A 19,291-nucleotide genomic window follows, 5' to 3' on the forward strand; every position below is an offset into this window, starting at 1 on the left:
CGCGCTGCGCCGGTATCTGATCGCCAGCGTCGCCTGCGGTGTGGTGATTTCCGGGTGTGCAATCGGTTCGGCGATTGTGCTCGCGGACGTCGTCGCGCGGGCAGTGACCGACCATTCGCCACACTCCCACTGGGTGATTCCGCTGTCGATCATGGCGGGTCTCTGGACTGTTCGCGCGGTGACTCAGTGGCTGCAGGCCCGCCTCAGCCAGCGGGGTGCCAGCGCGGTGATCGCCGACCTGAGTGGTCAGGTGTTGACCGCGGTGAGTTACCGGCAACCTAGTGAGATTGCAGCGCAGCATAATTCGGCTGCAGCAGTGGTGACCCGCGGGCTGGATGGCCTGCGGCCGTACTTCGCCAACTACCTGCCGACGTTGTTGTTGGCTGCGATCCTGACACCGGCCACCGTCGCGGTGATCGCCCTCTACGACGTGAAATCCATGGTGATCGTGCTGATCACACTGCCGCTCATTCCCGTCTTCATGGTGTTGATCGGATTGGCCACCGCCGAACGATCGGCGGCCGCCCTGGTGTCCATGACCACCCTGCAGGCTCGATTGTTGGATCTGATCGCCGGCATCCCGACGCTGCGCGCACTGGGCCGGGCATCGGGTCCGGAGCAGCGCATCGCTGAACTCGGTGCAGCTCACCGCCGTTCCACCATGTCCACGTTGCGGATCGCGTTCCTGTCCGCCTTGGTCCTCGAATTGCTGGCGACGCTGGGTGTCGCACTGGTCGCGGTGAGCATCGGCCTGCGACTGGTCTTCGGCGAGATGAGCCTGGGTGCCGGGTTGACCGTGCTGTTACTGGCACCTGACGTGTACTGGCCGCTGCGCCGCATCGGGGTGGAATTCCATGCCGCGCAGGATGGCCGGGCCGCGGCCGACGCGGCGTTCGCGCTCATCGGCGAACCGCACCCGTCGCCGCCGGGTCAGCAGACCGTCACCGCGCGCGGGGCGCAGATCCGGCTGGAACAGCTCTGCGTCGCGTCCCGCGACGGTCATGCGCCCGACAACCTGACCGCCGTCATCGAACCAGCCGCCGTCACCGTGCTGACCGGTCCGAACGGCGCCGGGAAAAGCACCGTCCTGCAGGTGATCGCCGGGCTCACGATGCCCACGTCTGGTCGAGTGACGGTGGCCGGCGTCGACCTCGCCGAACTGGCACCCGAGTCGTGGTGGCGCCAACTGTCCTGGCTGCCGCAACGTCCGGTGCTCATCCCCGGAACAGTGCGGGACAATCTGTCGTTGTTCGGCGAGCTTGACGATCTGGAAAGCGCCTGCAGGGAAGCAGGTTTCGACGAAGTTCTGCGTGAGCTGCCCGATGGTATGGACACTACGCTGGGCCGCGGCGGCGAAGGCTTGTCCCTCGGGCAGCGCCAACGGTTGGGACTGGCGCGCACGTTGGGATCTGCCGCCCCGGTGCTGTTGCTCGACGAGCCCACCGCCCACCTGGACGTGGCCACCGAAGCGCGGGTGCTGCGGGCCATCGTCGCTCGCGCACGCGTCGGCACCACCGTGGTACTGGTCGGACATCGCGAAAGTGTGTTGAGCATCGGTGACCGGGTCGTCGAACTATCCCGCGAGGCGCACCGTGTGCGAGTCTGATCCACTCGCCCAAGCGGCAACATTGTTGCGCCCGAGACTGTCCCGCATCCTGGCCGCCATCGCGCTCGGCGTGCTGTCGCTGGGCAGCGCGCTGGCGTTGGCGGGAGTGTCGGCGTGGCTGATCACCCGCGCCTGGCAGATGCCCCCGGTGCTGGACCTGTCCGTCGCGGTCGTGGCGGTCCGGACGTTCGCCATCTCGCGTGGCGTGCTGCGCTACTGCGAGCGGCTGGCTACCCACGATGCGGCACTCCGGGCGGCGAACACGGCCCGCACCCGGATCTACCGCCGACTGTCGTCCGGGCCTGCTGCGCAAGCAGTTCGGTTGTCCAGCGGCGAACTGGTGTCGCGGGTGGGTGCCGACGTCGACGCGCTCGCCGACGTGCTGGTGCGCGCCGTGGTCCCGATGGCAGTCGCGGCGGTGCTGGCGGTGTCCGCCGTCGTGGTGGTGGGACTCATTTCGCTGCCGGCGGCCGCGGTGTTGGCGATCTGTCTGGTGGCGGCCGGGGTCATCGCGCCGGCGTTTGCCGGGCGGACCGCTACCGAGCAGGAAACCATTGCCCGTCAGCATCATTCGGAACGCGACGCGACGGCGATGCTCACCCTGGAACATGCGCCCGAACTTCGGGTCGCGGGGGTGCTTCCGCGGTTCGTCGCGACGGCAGAGCAACAGCAGCGCAGTTGGGGTACGGCGCTGGATGCCGCCGCGCGGCCGGCCGCCGTCGCCGAGGCCCTGCCCACCGCGGCCATCGGCGTCAGCGTGCTCGGTGCGGTAGTGGCCGGGATCGGCATGGCCTCGGCGGTCGCGCCGACCACCCTGGCTGTACTGATGTTGTTGCCGCTGTCGGCATTTGAAGCCACAACCGCCCTCCCCGGCGCTGCGGTGCAGTTGACGCGGTCACGGATCGCGGCGCGTCGCCTGCTGGACCTGGCGCCATGCGACACTGCCGCTGCGGCGGGCACGGCATCGCTGCCCCGACCGTCGGGCCGGTTGTCCGCGGATGTGTATTCCGGTCATGCCGGCGGCCGATCCCAGCACAGCGTGCTCGACCTCGCGCCGGGCAGCAGGCTGGCGGTCACCGGCCCCAGCGGTTGCGGAAAAACGACGCTGCTGATGACGCTGGCCGGCCTGCTGCCACCGTTGCGCGGCGAGGTGCGGCTGGACGGCATCGACCTGGGTGACCTGGCTGAGGACGAATTGCGTTCCGCGATTTGCTTTTTCGCCGAAGATGCGCACCTTTTCGCCACCACTGTCCGGGACAATCTGCTGGTCGTCCGCGGCGACTGCACCGACGAGGAGATCACCGCGGCGCTGCAGGCCGCCGGCCTGGGCGCCTGGGTGGCCGGTCTGCCCGACGGGTTGTCGACCGTGCTGATCGGTGGTGCGCAAGCGGTTTCGGCCGGTCAGCGTCGACGGCTGCTGCTGGCGCGGGCGTTGCTGTGCCCCGCGCGGATCCTGTTGCTCGACGAGCCGACCGAGCACCTCGACAGGTGCGACGCCGACCGCGTGCTGCGTGAGCTGTTGGATCCCGATTCCGCGGTGCTCGGCGACGGCAAGACGGTGGTAGTCGCCACCCACCACCTGCCCGCCGATCTCCGCTGCGCCCGCCTGCCGCTCCCCGGTCCCCCGCGAGCAGACGCAGAATCGCACGACACGCTGAACAGCTAGGCGATTCTGTGTCTGCTCGGCCACCAAAGTCAGTGGCGGGGGAAGTATTTCAGTACGCCTTCCTGCACCACCGTGGCGACGACCTGCCCGGTGCGATCGAAGAAATGCCCGGTACCCAGCCCACGCGAATCGGCGGCCACCGGCGACGACGTCGAATACAGCACCCAGTCGTTGTAGTCGACCTGGCGGTGAAACCACACCGAGTGGTTGGCCGAGGCCGCGAAGATCCGGTCGAAACCCCAGGACAATCCGTGCCTGGTGATCACCGAATCCAGCACGGTGGTGTCCGAGGAGTACAGCATGGTCGCGGTGTGCAGCACCGGATCATCGGGCAGCACGCCTTTCGCCTTGAGCCAGACGCGGTTGTAGTCCAGCCGCCCGCCCTTGTCCCGCATCACCCAGGACGGGTCGTTGGTGTAACGCCATTCCACCGGCTGCAACGCGTTGACGAAAAGTGGAACGGTCTCTTCGTAGCCGCGCAACAGCTCACCCAGAGGTGGCACCGACTCCGGATCGGCGACCTGCGGCGGATCTACGGCATGCTCGAGTCCGGCGCCACCGGACATGTACGAGAGCATTGCCGAGGACAGCAACACTCCGTCCTGCACCGCGTCCACCCGCCGGTTGGCGAAGCGGCGCTCGTCGCGCAGCCGCACCACGTGGAATTCGATGTCCCTGGCGGTGTCGCCGCCGTTGACGAAGTGCACCGACAGGGCGCTGGGCGGCAGGTCGCGGGTCAGTGTCCGGGTGCCGGCGATGAATGACTGCGCCATGAGCAACCCGCCGAAGGTCCGCATCGGATTCTTACTGGGGTGGCGCCCGGTGAAACTGTCGTCGGTGACGTGGTCGAGGTCCAGGACCGCCAGTAGTTCGTCGAAATCTGACACCGCGTCAGCCTATGGCGCCGCTAGACGTCGTCCTCACCGATCCGGTGCACATGGATCAGGTTGGTGGAACCCACCGTGCCGGGCGGCGCGCCCGCCACGATGACCACCAGGTCACCGCGCTTGTAGCGGCCCAGCTCGAGCAGCGACTTGTCGACCTGGCGGATCATCCCGTCCGTCGACTTCATGTGCGGGACGATGAACGTCTCGGTGCCCCACGTCATGGCCAGCTGACTGCGCACCTCAGGCAGATCGGTGAAAGCCAGCAGCGGCAGCGGTGTGTGCAGGCGGGCCAGGCGCCGCACGGTATCGCCGGACTGGGTGAAGGCGACCAGCGCTTTGGCGTCCAGCCGCTCCCCGATGTCGCGGGCCGCGTAAGAGATCACCCCGCGCTTGGTGCGCGGCACGTGCGTCAGCGGTGGCGCGGCCGTTGAGTTCTCCTCGACCGCGCACACGATCCGCGACATCGTCTTGACCGCCTGCAACGGGTGCTTGCCCACCGAGGTCTCGCCGGAGAGCATCAGCGCGTCGGCCCCGTCGAGGACGGCGTTGGCGACGTCGGAGGCCTCGGCCCGGGTAGGCCGGGAATTCTCGATCATCGAGTCGAGCATCTGGGTAGCCACGATCACCGGCTTGGCGTTCTCCCGCGCCATCTGAATGGCCCGCTTCTGCACCAACGGCACCTCTTCGAGCGGCAACTCCACCCCGAGGTCACCGCGGGCCACCATGACGGCATCGAAGGCCAGGACGATGGCCTCCAGATTGTCGATCGCTTCCGGCTTCTCCAGCTTGGCGATGACCGGCACCCGTCGCCCGACCCGATCCATGACCTCGTGGACCAGTTCGACGTCCGACGGCGATCGGACAAACGATAGCGCCACCATGTCGACGCCGAGTTCCATCGCGAACGTCAGGTCCTCGATGTCCTTCTCCGACAGAGCGGGGGCGGAGACGTTCATTCCGGGCAGCGAGATGCCCTTGTTGTTGCTGACTGGGCCGCCCTCGACCACTTTGCAGACCACGTCGTTGCCGTCGACGCTTTCGACCTGCAGTCCGACTTTGCCGTCGTCGACCAGAACGCGGTCGCCCACGGTCGCGTCCTCGGCCAGCCTTTTGTAGGTGGTCGACACCCTGTCGTGGGTGCCCTCGCAGTCGTCGACGGTGATCCGGACCGTCTCACCGTCTTCCCAATGGGTGGGTCCGTCGGCGAACCGGCCCAGCCGGATCTTCGGGCCTTGCAGGTCGCAGAGCACGCCGACGGCGCGGCCGGTGGCATCTGAGGCCGCCCGAACCCGCTTGTAGGCGGCTTCGTGATCGCTGTAGTCGCCGTGGCTGAAATTCATTCTGGCGACGTCCATACCTGCTTCGACGAGCGCCTTGACCAACTCGTCTTTTTGAGTTGCCGGTCCGAGAGTGCAGACGATCTTTCCGCGTCTAGTCACGACGCCAAAGCATAGTCGCGCTTGCTGGCATCTGGGGATCCCAGAGCCGCGAGGCGCGTAACTATCCGGTGAGCACCGTGGGTACCAGAGGAAAACCCGGGAGATTGCGGACCACCGTCCACGCAGTCATGGCGACGACGAACAGGGCCGTCGTCCTGATCGGAAGGTAGGACTGCCGACGCGTGCGCCGCAGCACAATCCACACCGCCAGCAGCGGGAGCGCGACCAGGAAGAAGACATTGTCGTTGATGCCGGCCACCAGATCGCCGTGCAGCAGGTCATGGGTCATCCGCAGGCCGCCGCAGGCCGGGCAGTTCCACCCGGTGATCAACTTGAACGGGCACTGCGGGTAAACCGAACCCGGCTGGTGGGGGTCGGCCAGACCGATGTAGGTCAGGGCGCCGCCGAGCAGGACCGCCGATCCGACGGCCGCGTAACGGCCGGGACGCCGACGGTCCTGTTCGTCGGTGGCTGGTGTCGGCCCGTTAGGTTCCATCGCGTAGTGGTCGACCCATCGGATCGGTGACCTTGTCGGTCAGGATCAGCACCGCGTCGATGATCCCCCAGATGACGGCACCGACTCCGCAGGTGACCCAGCCGACGAGCAGTTGAGCGACGCCGAGTCCGGTGTGTCCGGCATAGATGCGGCCGATCCCGGCGATGCCGAACAGCCCCAGCAGTTGCAGCAGTCCTGCGACCGTCTTCGACTTGTCCGAATACGGTTGACCGGTGACGGGGTGGCGACCGAACGGCGCCGAGGGGTCGTAGGGGCCGCCGTAATGCGGTGCAGGCGGATAGGGCGGCGGCGGGTATCCCGGTTGCTGGTGCGGCGGATACGGTTGCTCTTCAGCGGCCCACGGCTGGTCAGTCACGGTCTCAGCATGCCAGATCCGGCGCGTTGCCGGTGAGGTCGCGGAGACGCTCTGAGAAGCCGCAGCCTGCGACGAGCGTCAGGTGACCGCTAGGACCGGCGCCTTCTGAACCGATCTCGCCATCGCTGCCGCGCTGGGCCGGCCACCGGCGGTGTGCTCGCTGCGCTCGAGGCCGGCTTGTCATCTTCGGTGGGTTCAGCCGGGTCGCTGTCGGACGGCTCTGGGCTTTGCGTGCTGACGGTCTCGATGTCGGTTGCGTCGGTCTCGGGTTCAGCCTGGGCGGGCTCGGCATCCTCCGAGGGCGCCTCGTCGTGGGTGTCATCCGCCGACTCGGCGTCCGGCTCAGGGGATTCAGCGACCTCAGGCTCGGACGCCAGTTCCTCACCACCCGCCTCAACTGATTCAGCATCAGGGTCGGTGGACTCAGCGACCTCAGGCTCAGACGCCAGTTCCTCCGCCGCAGGCTCCTCAGCAACCGCCTCCTCCGCGGCGGCGTCAACCGACTCAGCATCAGACTCAGTGGATTCAGCGACCTCGGCCTCGGGCGCCAGTTCCTCCGCCGCAGGCTCCTCAGCAACCGCCTCCTCCGCGGCGGCGTCAACCGACCCAGCATCAGGCTCCGTGGCCTCAGCGACCGCAAGCTCAGGCGCCAACTCCTCAGCACCCACCTCAACCGACTCAGCATCAGCCTCAGTGGATTCAGCGACCTCAGCCTCGGGCGCCAGTTCCTCCGCCGCAGGCTCCTCAGCAACCGCCTTCTCCGCGACAGCATCGGCGGACTCCGCATCAGACACAATCTGTGGGACTAACGGGTCGGCTTCAGCGATAGCAGACTCGAGATCCTCGTCCAACGCCTCATCCGCGACAGCATCGGCGGACTCCGCATCAGACTCAACCTGTGGGACTAACGGGTCGGCTTCAGCGATAGCAGACTCGAGATCCTCGTCCAACGCCTCATCCGCGACAGCATCAACCGACTCCGCATCCGGCTCAGCTGATTCGTCAGCCTCGCCATCGGGTGCCCCGGCTACCGACTCATCCGCGGCGGCGTCCATCGTCTCGTCGCCAACCTCCCCCTCGGCGACCAGTGGATCGGCTTCAGCGATAGCAGACTCGAGATCCTCGTCCAGCGCCTCGTCGCCGACAGCATCGACCGACTCGGTTGCCTCAGGCTCAGCAGTCTCGACCTTCTCCGCACCAGCGCTTCCACCCTTACCGGCCGCGCCCTTGACCATCACCACCGATCCCGTACCTACCGCCGCAAGCTCCTCGGCCGGTTCCGGTGTCGACGACTCCTCCTCGTCACCGAAGCCGCGCAGCAAGGACGGATCTTCGCGATCCTTGGGCGCCACGATCAGGTAAACCACCGCACCGATGAATACGAAAGTGGAGGTGAACGTGTTGATCCGGATGCCGGCGATCAGCGTCGCCGTGTCGTCGCGCAACAACTCCACGCCGAACCGCCCGACGCAGTACAGCGCGACGTAGCTGGCGAACAACCGCCCGTGGCTGAGCGTGAAGCGACGATCCAGGTAGAGCAGCGCAGCGAATACCAGGACGTTCCAGATCAATTCGTAGAGGAACGTGGGTTGTACGACGGCGAAGACCTCACCCGTGGAGACGCCGTCGAGAGAATGCGGGTCCTGGAACCCGGCGGGGTCCTTGCGGTAAAAAATCTCCAAACCCCACGGCAGCGTGGTCTTGCGCCCGTAGAGCTCCTGGTTGAAGTAGTTGCCGAGTCTGCCGATGGCCTGCGCCAACACAATTCCGGGCGCGACCGCGTCGAGGAAGGCCGGCAACGGAATTCCGTTGCGCCGGCACCCGAGCCAGGCACCGAACACACCGAGTGCGACCGCACCCCAGATTCCCAACCCACCGTCCCAGATACGCAGCGCCGCACTCAACCCGGCGCCGCCCGGACCCCAGTACGTCCGCCAGTCCGTCGCAAGGTGGTACAACCGTCCGCCGATCAGGCCGAAAGGCACCACCCACAAAGCGATGTCGTAAACCAGGCCGCGTTCACCGCCGCGGGCCACCCAGCGCCGGTCCCCGATCAACAGCGCCACCAAGATCCCGACGATGATGAAAAACGCGTAGGCGCGAATTGGCAACGGGCCGAGGTGCCACACCCCGCGCGGCGGGCTGGGGAAGTAGGCCAGCAGCTTCTCGGACATAGCAGTCGTCATCTCCGTGCCACGCTGCGCACGCCGGCGGCGAGTTCCTCGGTCAGCCCGCGCAATGTCGGCAGACCTTCGGCCAGTGCAGAAACCAGCGCTGAACCGACGATGACGCCGTCGGCGTAGCTGCCGATCTGTGCGGCCTGCTCGCCCGAGCGCACACCCAGACCGACTCCAACCGGTATGTCCGACACCGCCTTCACCCTCCCCACCAGTTCAGGTGCGGCGTTCGATACCGCATCACGTGCGCCGGTCACGCCCATCGTCGACGCCGCGTAGACGAACCCCCGCGAGAGCTCGACGGTGTTCGCCAACCGTTCGGGCATCGACGACGGCGCGACCAGAAAGATGCGGTCCAGTCCGTGCTCGTCAGACGCCGCGAGCCAGGATTGCGCCTCGTCGGGAATCAGATCCGGGGTGATCAGGCCATGGCCGCCGGCTGCCGCCAGGTCTCGCGCAAACGCATCAACGCCGTAGCGCAACACCGGATTCCAGTAGGTCATCACCACCGCGTGACCGCCCGCTCCGCTGATCGCCTCGACTGCGGCCAACGTGTCCCTGATCCGCACTCCCCCGCTGAGCGCCACCTCGGTAGCCCGCTGGATGGTGGGCCCGTCCATCCCCGGATCCGAATAGGGCACCCCGACTTCGATGATGTCGCAACCGGATTCGACCAACGCGGTCATGGCCCGCACCGACGTCGGCACGTCGGGATAGCCGGTGGGCAGGTAGCCGATCAGCGCCGCCCGGGCGTCCGCGCGGCACGCCTCGAACAGCGGACCCAGTCTGCTTGCTTCGCTCTGTTCCACCGTCATCACGTGTCCAGTAGGCCGAACCACTTCGCGGCGGTCTCCACGTCCTTGTCGCCGCGACCGGACAGGTTGACCACTATGACCGCGCCCCTTCCCAATTCGGCACCCAGCTTGAGGGCACCAGCTACCGCGTGCGCGGATTCGATGGCCGGGATGATGCCTTCGGTGCGGCACAACAGGCCGAACGCCTCCATGGCCTCGGTGTCGGTGATCGGGTCGTAGCGCACACGGCCGATCTCCTTGAGCCATGCATGTTCCGGGCCGACGCCCGGGTAGTCCAATCCTGCTGAGATGGAGTGCGATTCGATGGTTTGGCCGTCCTCGTCCTGCAGCAGATACGAGTAGGAGCCCTGGAACGCGCCGGGTGAACCGCCCGTGAATGTCGCCGCGTGCCGTCCGGTCTCCACGCCGTCACCGGCCGCTTCGTATCCCACCAGCTGCACGCCCGGATCGTCGAGGAAAGCGTGGAAAATGCCGATCGCATTGGATCCCCCGCCGACGCAGGCCACCACCGCATCGGGCAGCCTGCCGATCTGCTGCTGGATCTGGACGCGCGCCTCCAACCCGATGATGCGCTGGAAATCGCGCACCATGGTGGGGAACGGGTGCGGTCCAGCGGCGGTGCCGAAGCAGTAATAAGTGTTGTCGGCGTTGGTCACCCAGTCCCGGAACGCTTCGTTGATGGCGTCCTTGAGGGTTCGCGATCCGGTCTCCACCGAGACCACCTGCGCACCGAGCAGTCGCATCCGTGCCACATTGAGCGCCTGGCGCGCGGTGTCGACCGCGCCCATGTAGATGATGCAATCCAGGCCCAGCAACGCGCACGCGGTGGCGGTGGCCACACCATGCTGGCCGGCGCCGGTCTCGGCGATCACCCGGGTCTTACCCATCCTGCGCGCCAACAGCGCCTGACCCAGGACATTGTTGATCTTATGAGAACCGGTGTGGTTCAGGTCTTCTCGCTTCAGGAAGATTCGGGCGAACCCGGCGTGCTCGCCGAGTCGGGCCGTCTCATACAGCGGCGACGGGCGACCCGCATAGTGCGCCTGCAGTTTGTCCAGCGTGTCCAGGAAATCCTGGTCCACGCGCTCCTTTTCGTAAGCGACCGTGACCTCTTCGATGACGGCCATCAACGCTTCGGGCACGTAGCGGCCACCGTATACGCCGAAATGCCCACCCTGATCAGGATCGTGATGGGTGCGTTCGACGACGGCCGCACTGGTGCGCGGAATATCCGGGTTGGACAAATCTGCCATCACAAAGACTCAGTGCGCCCGCGGCACATCAACGGCTAGCGAGACGGTTTCGGACAGGACGGATGGGTACCCGCGGTCACCAGGTCGGCGACCGCCGCGCGCGGGTCACCACTCTTGACCAAGCCCTCGCCGACCAGGACGGCGTCGGCACCTGCTCCGGCGTATGCCAGCAGGTCACCGGTATGACGCACACCGGATTCGGCGATCCTTATCACGTTGCTGGGCAACCCTGGGGCGATGCGCGCGAAGCAGTCCCGGTCGACCTCCAAGGTCGCCAGATCCCTGGCGTTGACGCCGATTACGTTGGCCCCGGCCTTCAATGCGCGGTCAGCCTCTTCTTCGGTGTGCACCTCGACGAGCGCGGTCATGCCGAGCGACTCGGTGCGGTCGAGCATGGACACCAGCGCGGACTGGTCCAGTGCGGCGACGATCAGCAACAACATGTCGGCACCGTGCGCGCGCGCCTCGTGGATCTGATAGGGCTGCACCACAAAGTCTTTGCGCAACACCGGAATCGACACCGCGGCACGCACCGCGTCCAGGTCGTCGAGGGAGCCGTTGAAGCGTCGTTCCTCGGTCAGCACGCTGATGATCCGCGCGCCGCCGTCCTCGTAGGCGCGGGCCAGCTTGGCCGGATCGGCGATGGGCGCCAACGCCCCCTTCGACGGGCTGGCGCGCTTGACTTCGGCGATGACTCCGATGCCCGGTTCGCGAAGTGCGGCCATCACATCAAGTGGTTTCGGCGCGGCGGCGGCGGCGGCCTTGATCTCGGAGAGACTCACCCGGGCTTCGCGCGCGGCAACGTCGGCCCGGACTCCCTCGAGGATGGAGTCAAGCACGGATGCCGGACTCATGCCTGCCGTGTTCCTTTCCCCGTGACCCAACGCTCGCCAGCACGTTTCGCCGACGTGCACAAAGGGTAGCGACCGTCGGGACAGGGTCCGTCACCGCCCCTCGGTGTCCGGCCCGTCGGGCCGATCGGTGGGGTCCTGACCTTCGTCGAGGGCGTCCCAGATCATGCGTTCCGACAGCGGCGTCTCATCGGGCTGCGCGGCGTCGCGCCGCGCGATTGACCGACGGGCGCCGGGCGCCAGATATTTTGTGCCGCCTGCGGGCGTCGGGCCGGCGGTCTTGGCCGCGCGCAGATACAACGCGGCCGCAATCAGCGTGCACACCGCGGTCAGAACCGTGATCACCGCACCGGTGTAGTGACGCGAGCTGCCCACCAGGGTGACCATCGGTACGTGCGCGAGATCCGCGGCGCGCGCCGCCACATCCGGAACCGCCCACAAGCTGACGCCGAGATAGCCGATGGCAAAGCTGGATATCGCCAGCAGCGCCGCCAGCGCCCGCAGCTGCCAGCCCCGTACCGCCAGTGCTGCGGCCGCGGCGGCCAGGTTGACGATCGCCAACGGCAGCAGCGCGGTCGACCAGGTAGCGCCGGTCAGCGCGACGTCGCGGGGCTGTCCCAGCCCGTCGAATGAACGGATGACCACCCACGTCAGCCGAGACGCCGCCCACAGCGCTGCGGCGGCGACTACCAGTAGCAGCTGCGCGATCCCGGTCGTCAACCGGGCGCGGCGGGCGGTCTCAGTCACTGCTACCCGGGTCGGGCGTCGTGTCGGGGACGGTCAGCGTCCCGGCGGCTGCGATGGCGTTGAGCACCGCCCGGGCCTTGTTCCTGGCCTCGTTGTATTCGTACTCGCCGTTGGAGTCGGCCACCACGCCGCCACCGGCCTGCACGTATGCCGTCCGGTCCCGCATCAGCGCGGTGCGGATGGCGATCGCGAAGTCGGCGTTGCCGGCGAAGTCGAGGTACCCCACCACGCCGCCGTACAGGCCGCGGCGGGTCTTTTCGACTTCCTCGATCAGCTCCATCGCCCGCACCTTCGGCGCGCCCGACAGGGTGCCGGCCGGGAAACACGCCGTCACCGCGTCGAGCGCGGTCCGGCCCTCAGCCAGCTGCCCGGTCACCGTCGACACCAAATGCATCACGTGGCTGTAGCGCTCGATGTGGCTGTAGTCCTCGACCCGCACGGTGCCCGGGGTGCAGACCCGGCCCAGGTCGTTGCGGCCCAAGTCGACCAGCATCAGGTGTTCGGCGAGTTCCTTGTCGTCGGCCAGCAGTTCCTTTTCCAGCAGGACGTCTTCCTCGTCGGTCTGTCCGCGCCACCGGGTGCCGGCAATCGGATGTGTCGTGGCACGGCCGTCCTGCACGGTGACCAATGCCTCCGGGCTCGATCCGACGATCGAAAAATCCACTGCCCCTTCACTATTGGGGACCTGTAACAGATACATGTAGGGGCTGGGGTTGGTGACCCGCAGCATGCGGTACACGTCGATCGGGTCGACGTCGGTGTCGACCTCGAAGCGCTGCGAGGGCACCACCTGGAACGCTTCCCCGGCGGCAATCTGCTCCACCAGGTGCTCGACGATCGCGCTGTACTCCTCGACCGTGCGCTGGGCGCGGTACCGCGGTTCGGGCTTGCTGAAAGTGGACACCGTCGAGGGCAACGGCTGACCCAGGGCCGCGGTCATCACGTCCAGCCGCGCCACCGCGTCGTCGTAGGCCTCGTCCACCCGCTCGTCGGTGGCGTTCCAGTTGACCGCATTGGCGATCAGGGTGATGGTGCCTTCGTGGTGGTCGACGGCGGCGACGTCGGTGGCCAGCAGCAGCAGCATGTCCGGCAGCCCCAGGTCGTCGACGGCCAGCTCCGGCAGGCGCTCCAGCCGGCGCACCATGTCGTAGGCGAAGAAGCCGACCATGCCGCCCGACAGCGGCGGCAAACCCGGCAGAGCGGCGGTGGCCAACACCTCCAGCGTGGCGCGCAGCGCATCCAGCGGGTCGCCCCCGGTGGGCGCGTCCTTGGGTGCGGCGCCCAGCCAGACCGCGTGCCCGTCTCGCACCGTCAACGCCGTGGGCGCGCCGGCACCGATGAACGACCAGCGCGACCACGACCGACCGTTCTCAGCGGATTCGAGCAGGAAGGTCCCGGGCCGGTTGGCGGCGAGTTTGCGGTACGCCGAGAGCGGAGTTTCGCTGTCGGCCAAGACTTTGCGAGTCACCGGAACCACCCGGTGCTCTGCCGCCAGCACGCGGAAGTCCTCCCGAGTGGTGGTGGCTGCGAGGTTGGCGTGCACCGAACCATCCAATCAGATGAGGTGGCTCAGACCCCGGGCCGACGGCCCGCGTAGCGTGACGGTCATGAAAATTGGTGACACCGTGGCCGACTTCGAGCTGCCCGATCAGACGGGTACGCCGCGCAAGCTCAGCGAGCTGCTCGCCGACGGGCCGGTGGTGCTGTTCTTCTACCCGGCGGCCATGACGCCGGGGTGCACGAAGGAGGCCTGCCATTTCCGTGACCTGGCCGCCGAGTTCGCCGCACTCGGCGCCAACCGCGTCGGCATCAGCACCGACGAGGTGCAGAAGCAGGCCAAGTTCGCTGATTCCCAGCGGTTCGACTACCCGCTGCTGTCGGACGCCGACGGCGCCGTGGCGACCCAGTTCGGCGTCAAGCGGGGCCTGCTGGGCAAGCTGATGCCGGTCAAGCGCACCACCTTCGTCATCGACACCGACCGCACCGTGCTCAACGTGATCGCCAGTGAGATCAGCATGGACAGTCACGCCGACAAAGCGCTGCAGACGCTGCGCGGCCGCTGACGCCTGCCGCTACGGGCTCATCGCGAGGAAGAAGCACGCGGCCAGCAGCACCAGATGCACCTCGGCCTGCAACCGCGTCGCCCGGCCGGGAACCACCGTCAGAACGCTCACCACGACGGTCAGCGCCAGCAACACCAGCTGGGTGGCGCCCAGTCCCAGCACCAGCGGCCCACGGATCCAGATCGATGCCAGCGCGATGGCCGGGATGGTGAGCCCGATGCTGGCGATCGCCGACCCGTAGGCCAGGTTCAGGCTGATTTGCAGCCGGCCCTGCGCCGCCGCACGCACCGCGGCGAGGGTTTCCGGCAGCAGTACCAGCGTGGCGATCACCACGCCGACGAAGGAATGCGGAAAACCCGCCGATGCCACCATCCGCTCGATGATGGGCGACTCCACCTTGGCCAGGCCCACCACCGCTACCAGCGCCACCAGCAGCAGGCCCAGACTGGCCAGCGCCGCCTTGGTGCTCGGCGGATCGGCGTGCTCGTTGTGGTCGTCACGCTCGTCGGCACCCTGCTGGCGCACCGGCAGGAAGAAGTCGCGGTGCCGCACGGTCTGGGTGAAGACGAACATCAGATACAGCGCCAGTGACGCGACCGCGGCGAAGGCGAGTTGGCCGGCGGAGAACTGCGGGCCGGGATGACTGGTGGTGAACGTGGGCAGCACCAGACCGAGCGTTGCCAGTGTCGCGATGGTGGCCAGCGCCGAACCGCTGCCCTCGGCGTTGAACGTCGTCACGCCGTAGCGTCGGGAGCCGACCAGTAACGACAAGCCGGCGATGCCATTGGTGGTGATCATCACCGCCGCGAAGACGGTGTCGCGGGCCAGCGTCTCCGCTTTGTCCCCACCCGAGGCCATCAGCGTGACGATCAGCGCCACCTCGATGACGGTCACCGCGACCGCGAGCACCAGCGACCCCAGCGGCTCACCGACCCGGTGCGCGACGACCTCGGCGTGGTGGACGGCGGTCAGTACAGCACCGCCGAGCAACACGGCCTCCACCGCGCCCAGCAGCGGCCCGATATCCTCACCCCAGGTGAGGGCCAGCGAGATGACGGCGATCAGCGGCGTCAGCACGTTCCAGGACACCAATCTGCGCATCTACCATCCTCTCGTCAGTGCAATCAAAGTGCTTGCTGCAGAACGTCATCAGCCCTGAGACCGCCGGGTGGACCCACTCACGTCACGGAATCACGTTGGGGCGCACTGCGCATCAGCGCAACACCGTCCGCCTCGTTCGAATCACTGACGAACAGAACAGATTTCACCCCATGAAAGGCATGTCACCGCCCCATCGACGCGCGCATCGGTGCAACTCACGGCGCCCCCGATCCTACCAGCGGAGCTGCGACGATCTTCCGCGCGCCGAAACGGGGCACACCGCTGCGGGCATTGCCCGGCGAACGGGCCGGGTCGCTCAGTAGCATGCTCACATGCCGACAAGCGACGGTCCCGGCGAGGGCTTGACAGCGGGTGAGCTGTTCGCCGGATACACCATCGTGCGACGGCTGGGCGCCGGCGGCATGGGCCAGGTCTACCTGGCTCAACACCCCCGCTTGCCGCGACGTGACGCGCTGAAGATCCTGCCCGCCGAGCTGACCTCGAATTCGGAGTACCGCCAGCGTTTCAACCGCGAGGCCGAGTTGGCAGCCAGCCTCTACAACCAGCACATCGTCGGCATCCACGATCGCGGCGAATACCAGGGGCAGCTGTGGCTCTCGATGGACTATGTGGAGGGCACCGACGCCGCGCGACTGCTGCACGAGCACTACCCCAACGGGATGCCGCTGCCGGAGGTGGTGCAGATCATCTCGGCCGTGGCCGACGCGCTCGACTACGCGCATTCCCGCGGCTTGCTGCACCGCGACGTCAAACCCGCCAACATCCTGCTCGGTGACGCCCAACCACGACGACGGATCGTGCTCGCCGATTTCGGTATCGCCCGCGAGCTCGGCGCGAGCAGCAATCTGACCGCCACGAATATCACTATGGGCACCACTGCCTACTGTTCGCCGGAGCAGCTGCAGGGTCTGGACCTCGACGGGCGCGTCGACCAGTACGCGCTGGGGTGCACCGCATACCAGCTGCTCACCGGTGTTGCACCGTTCGACCACACCAGTTCGGCGGTGATCATCAGCCAGCATCTGTCCGCGCCGCCGCCGTTGCTCGGTGCGCGACGGCCCGACCTCGCCTACCTCGACGGCGTCATCGTCAGGGCGATGGCCAAGGACCCGGCGGCACGCTTTGCCTCGTGCACGGAGTTCGCGGCCGCACTCGGCGCCCCGCCCGGCCTGGTGCCGGTGCCTCCGATGGCGATGAACCCGCCGGTGCCGATGATGCCCCCGCCCCCGCGCGGCGGCGGGCACGCGACGTTGATCGTGACGCTGGCGGCCATCACCCTGGTCGGCATTGCGGTGATCCTCGGTGTGTTCGTGATGACCGAGAAGCCCGGCAGCCGCGGGGCCGATGCGTCCAGTCAGACCAGCGTGACCTCGCGACCACCGGCCCCGCCCGGCAGTCCGGTACCAACGGCGGCCAAACAGGTGCCGCATCTGACCGGCCAGGTCACCGACGAGAACCACGTCTTGAACAAGAGCGAGCATTTCTCGGTGGAGGTCGCCCTCGACCAGCTCCACGCCCAGCGCGGCACCATGCTCTATGTGGTGTACGTCAGCAACTTCGGTGGTGTTGCCCCGGATGAGTGGGCGGCACGGATCATGCGCAGCAACAACTTCCAGGACCATGACGCCATCCTCGCCATCGCCACCGAATCGGCGAGTTTCGCCTTCCAGGTCCCACCGGCGGTCAGCAAAGGCGCCATCAATGTTGACGAGATTCGTCAGGAGCGCATCAAACCCGCGGTGGCGCAAGGCAAGTGGGCCAAGGCTGCACTCGAGGCCACCGCGGGCCTGAACGTCGGCTCCCGCTAATCGGATTCCAGCAGCACTTCGGCGTCGAAACAGGTGTGGTCACCGGTGTGGCACGCGCCGCCCACCTGGTCCACGGTCAACAGCACGGTGTCACCGTCGCAGTCCAAACGCACCGAGTGCACATGCTGGGTGTGCCCCGATGTCGCGCCCTTGATCCACTGCTCACCGCGCGATCGCGAAAAATAGGTGGCCTCACGGGTTTTCAGAGTTCGGGCCAGCGCGTCGTCGTCCATCCAGGCGACCATCAACACATCGCCGGTGCCGCGTTCCTGCACCACTGCGGCGATCAGTCCGTCGGCGTTGCGCTTGAGCCGCGCGGCGATTCGTGGGTCCAGGGTCATCGCACCGTGATCTCCCGCTCGGCCATCGCGGCCTTCACCTGGCCGATGGTCAACTCCCGGAAGTGAAAGACGCTGGCCGCCAACACCGCATCGGCACCTGCGGCGACCGCGGGTGCAAAGTGGTCTGCTGCTCCGGCGCCGCCGCTGGCGATCACCGGCACGGTGACCGCGGCGCGCACCGCGCGCAGCATGGGCAGGTCGAATCCGGCTTTGGTACCGTCGGCGTCCATCGAGTTCAACAGGATCTCGCCCACACCCAACTCCGCACCGCGGGTCGCCCACTCCACGGCATCGATGCCGGTGCCGCGGCGCCCGCCATGCGTGGTGACCTCCCAACCCGACGGCGTAGGTGCCGATCCGGCCGGCACCGTGCGCGCGTCGACGGACAACACGATGCACTGCGAGCCGAACTGTCTCGACATTTCAGCCAGCAGGTCGGGCCGGGCGATGGCGGCGGTGTTGACTGACACCTTGTCGGCACCCGCGCGCAACAACATGTCGACGTCGGCCACCGCGCGCACGCCGCCGCCCACCGTCAGCGGGATGAACACCTGCTCGGCGGTGCGGCGCACCACGTCGAGCATCGTGGCCCGTCCCGACGAGGAAGCGGTCACGTCGAGGAAAGTCAGTTCGTCGGCGCCCTCGGCGTCGTAGGCGGCCGCCAGTTCGACGGGATCACCTGCATCCCTGAGGTTCTCGAAGTTGACGCCTTTGACGACACGACCGTCGTCGACGTCCAGGCACGGGATTACCCGCACCGCGAGGCCACCTGTCCCCTCGCGAGCAGACGCAAAAGCTCCATTTTCATCGGCGTGTCGGGGACTTTTGTGTCTGCTCGGCATCAGAAGTCTTCCGGTTCGCCGGTGCCGCGCAGGGTCTCCAGCATCTCCCCGTGCACACCCGGTGCGGCGGCCAGGGCGGACCGCGACGACGGGGTCCACGGTTGGCCGGCCAGGTCGGTGACGACACCGCCCGCGGCCCGCACCAGCGCGACGCCCGCCGCGTGATCCCACACATGGCTTCCGAAACTTATTGCCCCGCCGAGTATTCCGTCGGCGACGTAGGCGAGGTCGAGCCCGGTGGAGCCGTGCATACGCAACCGGGAGGACACCCGGCTGAGGTTCTCCAGCACGGTCAGGCGGTACTGGCCGGGGAACCGGCCGCGCGAGTCGGCGCTGAAGGATCCCGCGGCAACCAGCGCGTCGCCCAGTTCGGAGTGCGCCAGCGGGGGCCGCGGCACTCCGTTTCGCAGCAGCGGACCGCCCGCCACCGCGGTATACCGCTGGCCGGTGAACGGCAACCAGGTCAGCCCCGCCACCGGCTCACCCTCGCGCAGCAGCCCCAGCAGAATCCCCGCCAGCGGCGACCCCGCGGCGTAGTTGAACGTCCCGTCTATCGGGTCCAGCACCCACACCCACGGCGAGTCGAAGTCCGCGCCGCCGAACTCCTCGCCGTGCACCTCGATTCCGGTGGCCGCGACCAGCGCGTCGACGACCTGCCGTTCGATCGCCAGATCCACCTCGGTGGCGAAGTCATTGCCCTTCTTGGCGACTGCCGAATCGGCACGGTGGCCGGCCAGGAACGGTTCGACCGCGTCGTCGAGGATGGCCGACGCTTGAACCACCAACGCGTCCAGATCCATTG

General features: G+C 67.4%; 18 protein-coding genes. 4 read left to right on the top strand and 14 right to left on the bottom strand.

Annotated elements, in window-relative coordinates; translation table 11 throughout:
* The first annotated feature begins 4 nt into the window (after nucleotides 1–4).
* Complete coding sequence (gene cydD / locus AC5Y6Y_RS03985) at nucleotides 5–1,606, top strand: thiol reductant ABC exporter subunit CydD (RefSeq protein ID WP_499919164.1); 1,602 nt, start codon at nucleotides 5–7, stop codon at nucleotides 1,604–1,606.
* Nucleotides 1,593–3,272 carry a thiol reductant ABC exporter subunit CydC gene (cydC, locus tag AC5Y6Y_RS03990; protein ID WP_499919110.1) on the top strand — a complete coding sequence of 560 codons (1,680 nt, stop codon included), beginning with the start codon at nucleotides 1,593–1,595 and terminating at the stop codon, nucleotides 3,270–3,272. The genes cydD and cydC overlap by 14 nt, the downstream gene beginning before the upstream one ends.
* A 29-nt stretch (nucleotides 3,273–3,301) precedes the next feature.
* Here cydC and AC5Y6Y_RS03995 read toward each other — a convergent pair whose 3' ends face one another.
* The 10 genes from AC5Y6Y_RS03995 to AC5Y6Y_RS04040 all read right to left on the bottom strand — a co-directional run bounded on the left by AC5Y6Y_RS03995 (nucleotide 3,302) and on the right by AC5Y6Y_RS04040 (nucleotide 13,856).
* Nucleotides 3,302–4,159 carry an acyl-CoA thioesterase II gene (locus AC5Y6Y_RS03995; protein WP_499919109.1) on the bottom strand — a complete coding sequence of 286 codons (858 nt, stop codon included), beginning with the start codon at nucleotides 4,157–4,159 and terminating at the stop codon, nucleotides 3,302–3,304.
* 20 nt (nucleotides 4,160–4,179) lie between these two features.
* Nucleotides 4,180–5,598 carry a pyruvate kinase gene (gene pyk, locus AC5Y6Y_RS04000; protein ID WP_463825217.1) on the bottom strand — a complete coding sequence of 473 codons (1,419 nt, stop codon included), beginning with the start codon at nucleotides 5,596–5,598 and terminating at the stop codon, nucleotides 4,180–4,182.
* A gap of 61 nt (nucleotides 5,599–5,659) precedes the next feature.
* A complete protein-coding gene (locus AC5Y6Y_RS04005; RefSeq protein ID WP_463825216.1) occupies nucleotides 5,660–6,094 on the bottom strand; it encodes a DUF2752 domain-containing protein in 435 nt (144 codons plus the stop codon).
* On the bottom strand, nucleotides 6,084–6,470 hold the full coding sequence (locus tag AC5Y6Y_RS04010; protein ID WP_499919107.1) for an NINE protein: 387 nt from the start codon (nucleotides 6,468–6,470) through the stop codon (nucleotides 6,084–6,086). Before AC5Y6Y_RS04010 ends, AC5Y6Y_RS04005 begins: the two co-directional genes overlap by 11 nt.
* An 89-nt stretch (nucleotides 6,471–6,559) precedes the next feature.
* Entirely contained in the window at nucleotides 6,560–8,644 is a 2,085-nt protein-coding gene (locus AC5Y6Y_RS04015) for a prolipoprotein diacylglyceryl transferase (protein ID WP_499929486.1), read from the bottom strand.
* 8 nt (nucleotides 8,645–8,652) lie between these two features.
* A complete protein-coding gene (trpA, locus tag AC5Y6Y_RS04020) occupies nucleotides 8,653–9,465 on the bottom strand; it encodes a tryptophan synthase subunit alpha (protein WP_499919105.1) in 813 nt (270 codons plus the stop codon).
* Entirely contained in the window at nucleotides 9,462–10,715 is a 1,254-nt protein-coding gene (gene trpB / locus AC5Y6Y_RS04025) for a tryptophan synthase subunit beta (protein WP_463825212.1), read from the bottom strand. The genes trpA and trpB overlap by 4 nt, the downstream gene beginning before the upstream one ends.
* Before the next feature lie 35 nt (nucleotides 10,716–10,750).
* Nucleotides 10,751–11,569, bottom strand: coding sequence for an indole-3-glycerol phosphate synthase TrpC (trpC, locus tag AC5Y6Y_RS04030; protein ID WP_463825211.1), 819 nt, complete (start codon nucleotides 11,567–11,569; stop codon nucleotides 10,751–10,753).
* Nucleotides 11,570–11,659: 90 nt separating this feature from the next.
* Nucleotides 11,660–12,313, bottom strand: a complete 654-nt coding sequence (locus AC5Y6Y_RS04035) for a TIGR02234 family membrane protein (protein WP_499919103.1) — start codon at nucleotides 12,311–12,313, stop codon at nucleotides 11,660–11,662.
* Nucleotides 12,306–13,856 (bottom strand): anthranilate synthase component I, encoded by a 1,551-nt coding sequence (locus tag AC5Y6Y_RS04040; RefSeq protein WP_499919102.1) that lies wholly within the window; start codon nucleotides 13,854–13,856, stop codon nucleotides 12,306–12,308. The genes AC5Y6Y_RS04035 and AC5Y6Y_RS04040 overlap by 8 nt, the downstream gene beginning before the upstream one ends.
* Nucleotides 13,857–13,920: 64 nt before the next feature.
* On the opposite strand from AC5Y6Y_RS04040, the gene AC5Y6Y_RS04045 reads away from it, so the two are divergent.
* Complete coding sequence (locus AC5Y6Y_RS04045; RefSeq protein ID WP_463825208.1) at nucleotides 13,921–14,376, top strand: peroxiredoxin; 456 nt, start codon at nucleotides 13,921–13,923, stop codon at nucleotides 14,374–14,376.
* 9 nt (nucleotides 14,377–14,385) lie between these two features.
* On the opposite strand, the gene AC5Y6Y_RS04050 is transcribed toward AC5Y6Y_RS04045, so the two are convergent.
* Nucleotides 14,386–15,477 (bottom strand): calcium:cation antiporter, encoded by a 1,092-nt coding sequence (locus tag AC5Y6Y_RS04050; protein WP_463825207.1) that lies wholly within the window; start codon nucleotides 15,475–15,477, stop codon nucleotides 14,386–14,388.
* 332 nt (nucleotides 15,478–15,809) lie between these two features.
* On the opposite strand from AC5Y6Y_RS04050, the gene AC5Y6Y_RS04055 reads away from it, so the two are divergent.
* Nucleotides 15,810–17,306 (top strand): serine/threonine-protein kinase, encoded by a 1,497-nt coding sequence (locus AC5Y6Y_RS04055; RefSeq protein WP_463825205.1) that lies wholly within the window; start codon nucleotides 15,810–15,812, stop codon nucleotides 17,304–17,306.
* Here AC5Y6Y_RS04055 and hisI read toward each other — a convergent pair.
* The 3 genes from hisI to AC5Y6Y_RS04070 all read right to left on the bottom strand — a co-directional run bounded on the left by hisI (nucleotide 17,303) and on the right by AC5Y6Y_RS04070 (nucleotide 19,289).
* Nucleotides 17,303–17,647, bottom strand: coding sequence for a phosphoribosyl-AMP cyclohydrolase (gene hisI, locus AC5Y6Y_RS04060; RefSeq protein WP_463825204.1), 345 nt, complete (start codon nucleotides 17,645–17,647; stop codon nucleotides 17,303–17,305). The two genes, AC5Y6Y_RS04055 and hisI, sit on opposite strands and share 4 nt — an antisense overlap.
* On the bottom strand, nucleotides 17,644–18,405 hold the full coding sequence (hisF, locus tag AC5Y6Y_RS04065; RefSeq protein WP_463825203.1) for an imidazole glycerol phosphate synthase subunit HisF: 762 nt from the start codon (nucleotides 18,403–18,405) through the stop codon (nucleotides 17,644–17,646). Before hisF ends, hisI begins: the two co-directional genes overlap by 4 nt.
* 83 nt (nucleotides 18,406–18,488) lie before the next feature.
* Complete coding sequence (locus AC5Y6Y_RS04070) at nucleotides 18,489–19,289, bottom strand: inositol monophosphatase family protein (protein ID WP_463825202.1); 801 nt, start codon at nucleotides 19,287–19,289, stop codon at nucleotides 18,489–18,491.
* Between the last annotated feature and the right edge of the window lie 2 nt (nucleotides 19,290–19,291).

It is taken from the genome of Mycobacterium sp. NGS24 (genome assembly GCF_059813065.1).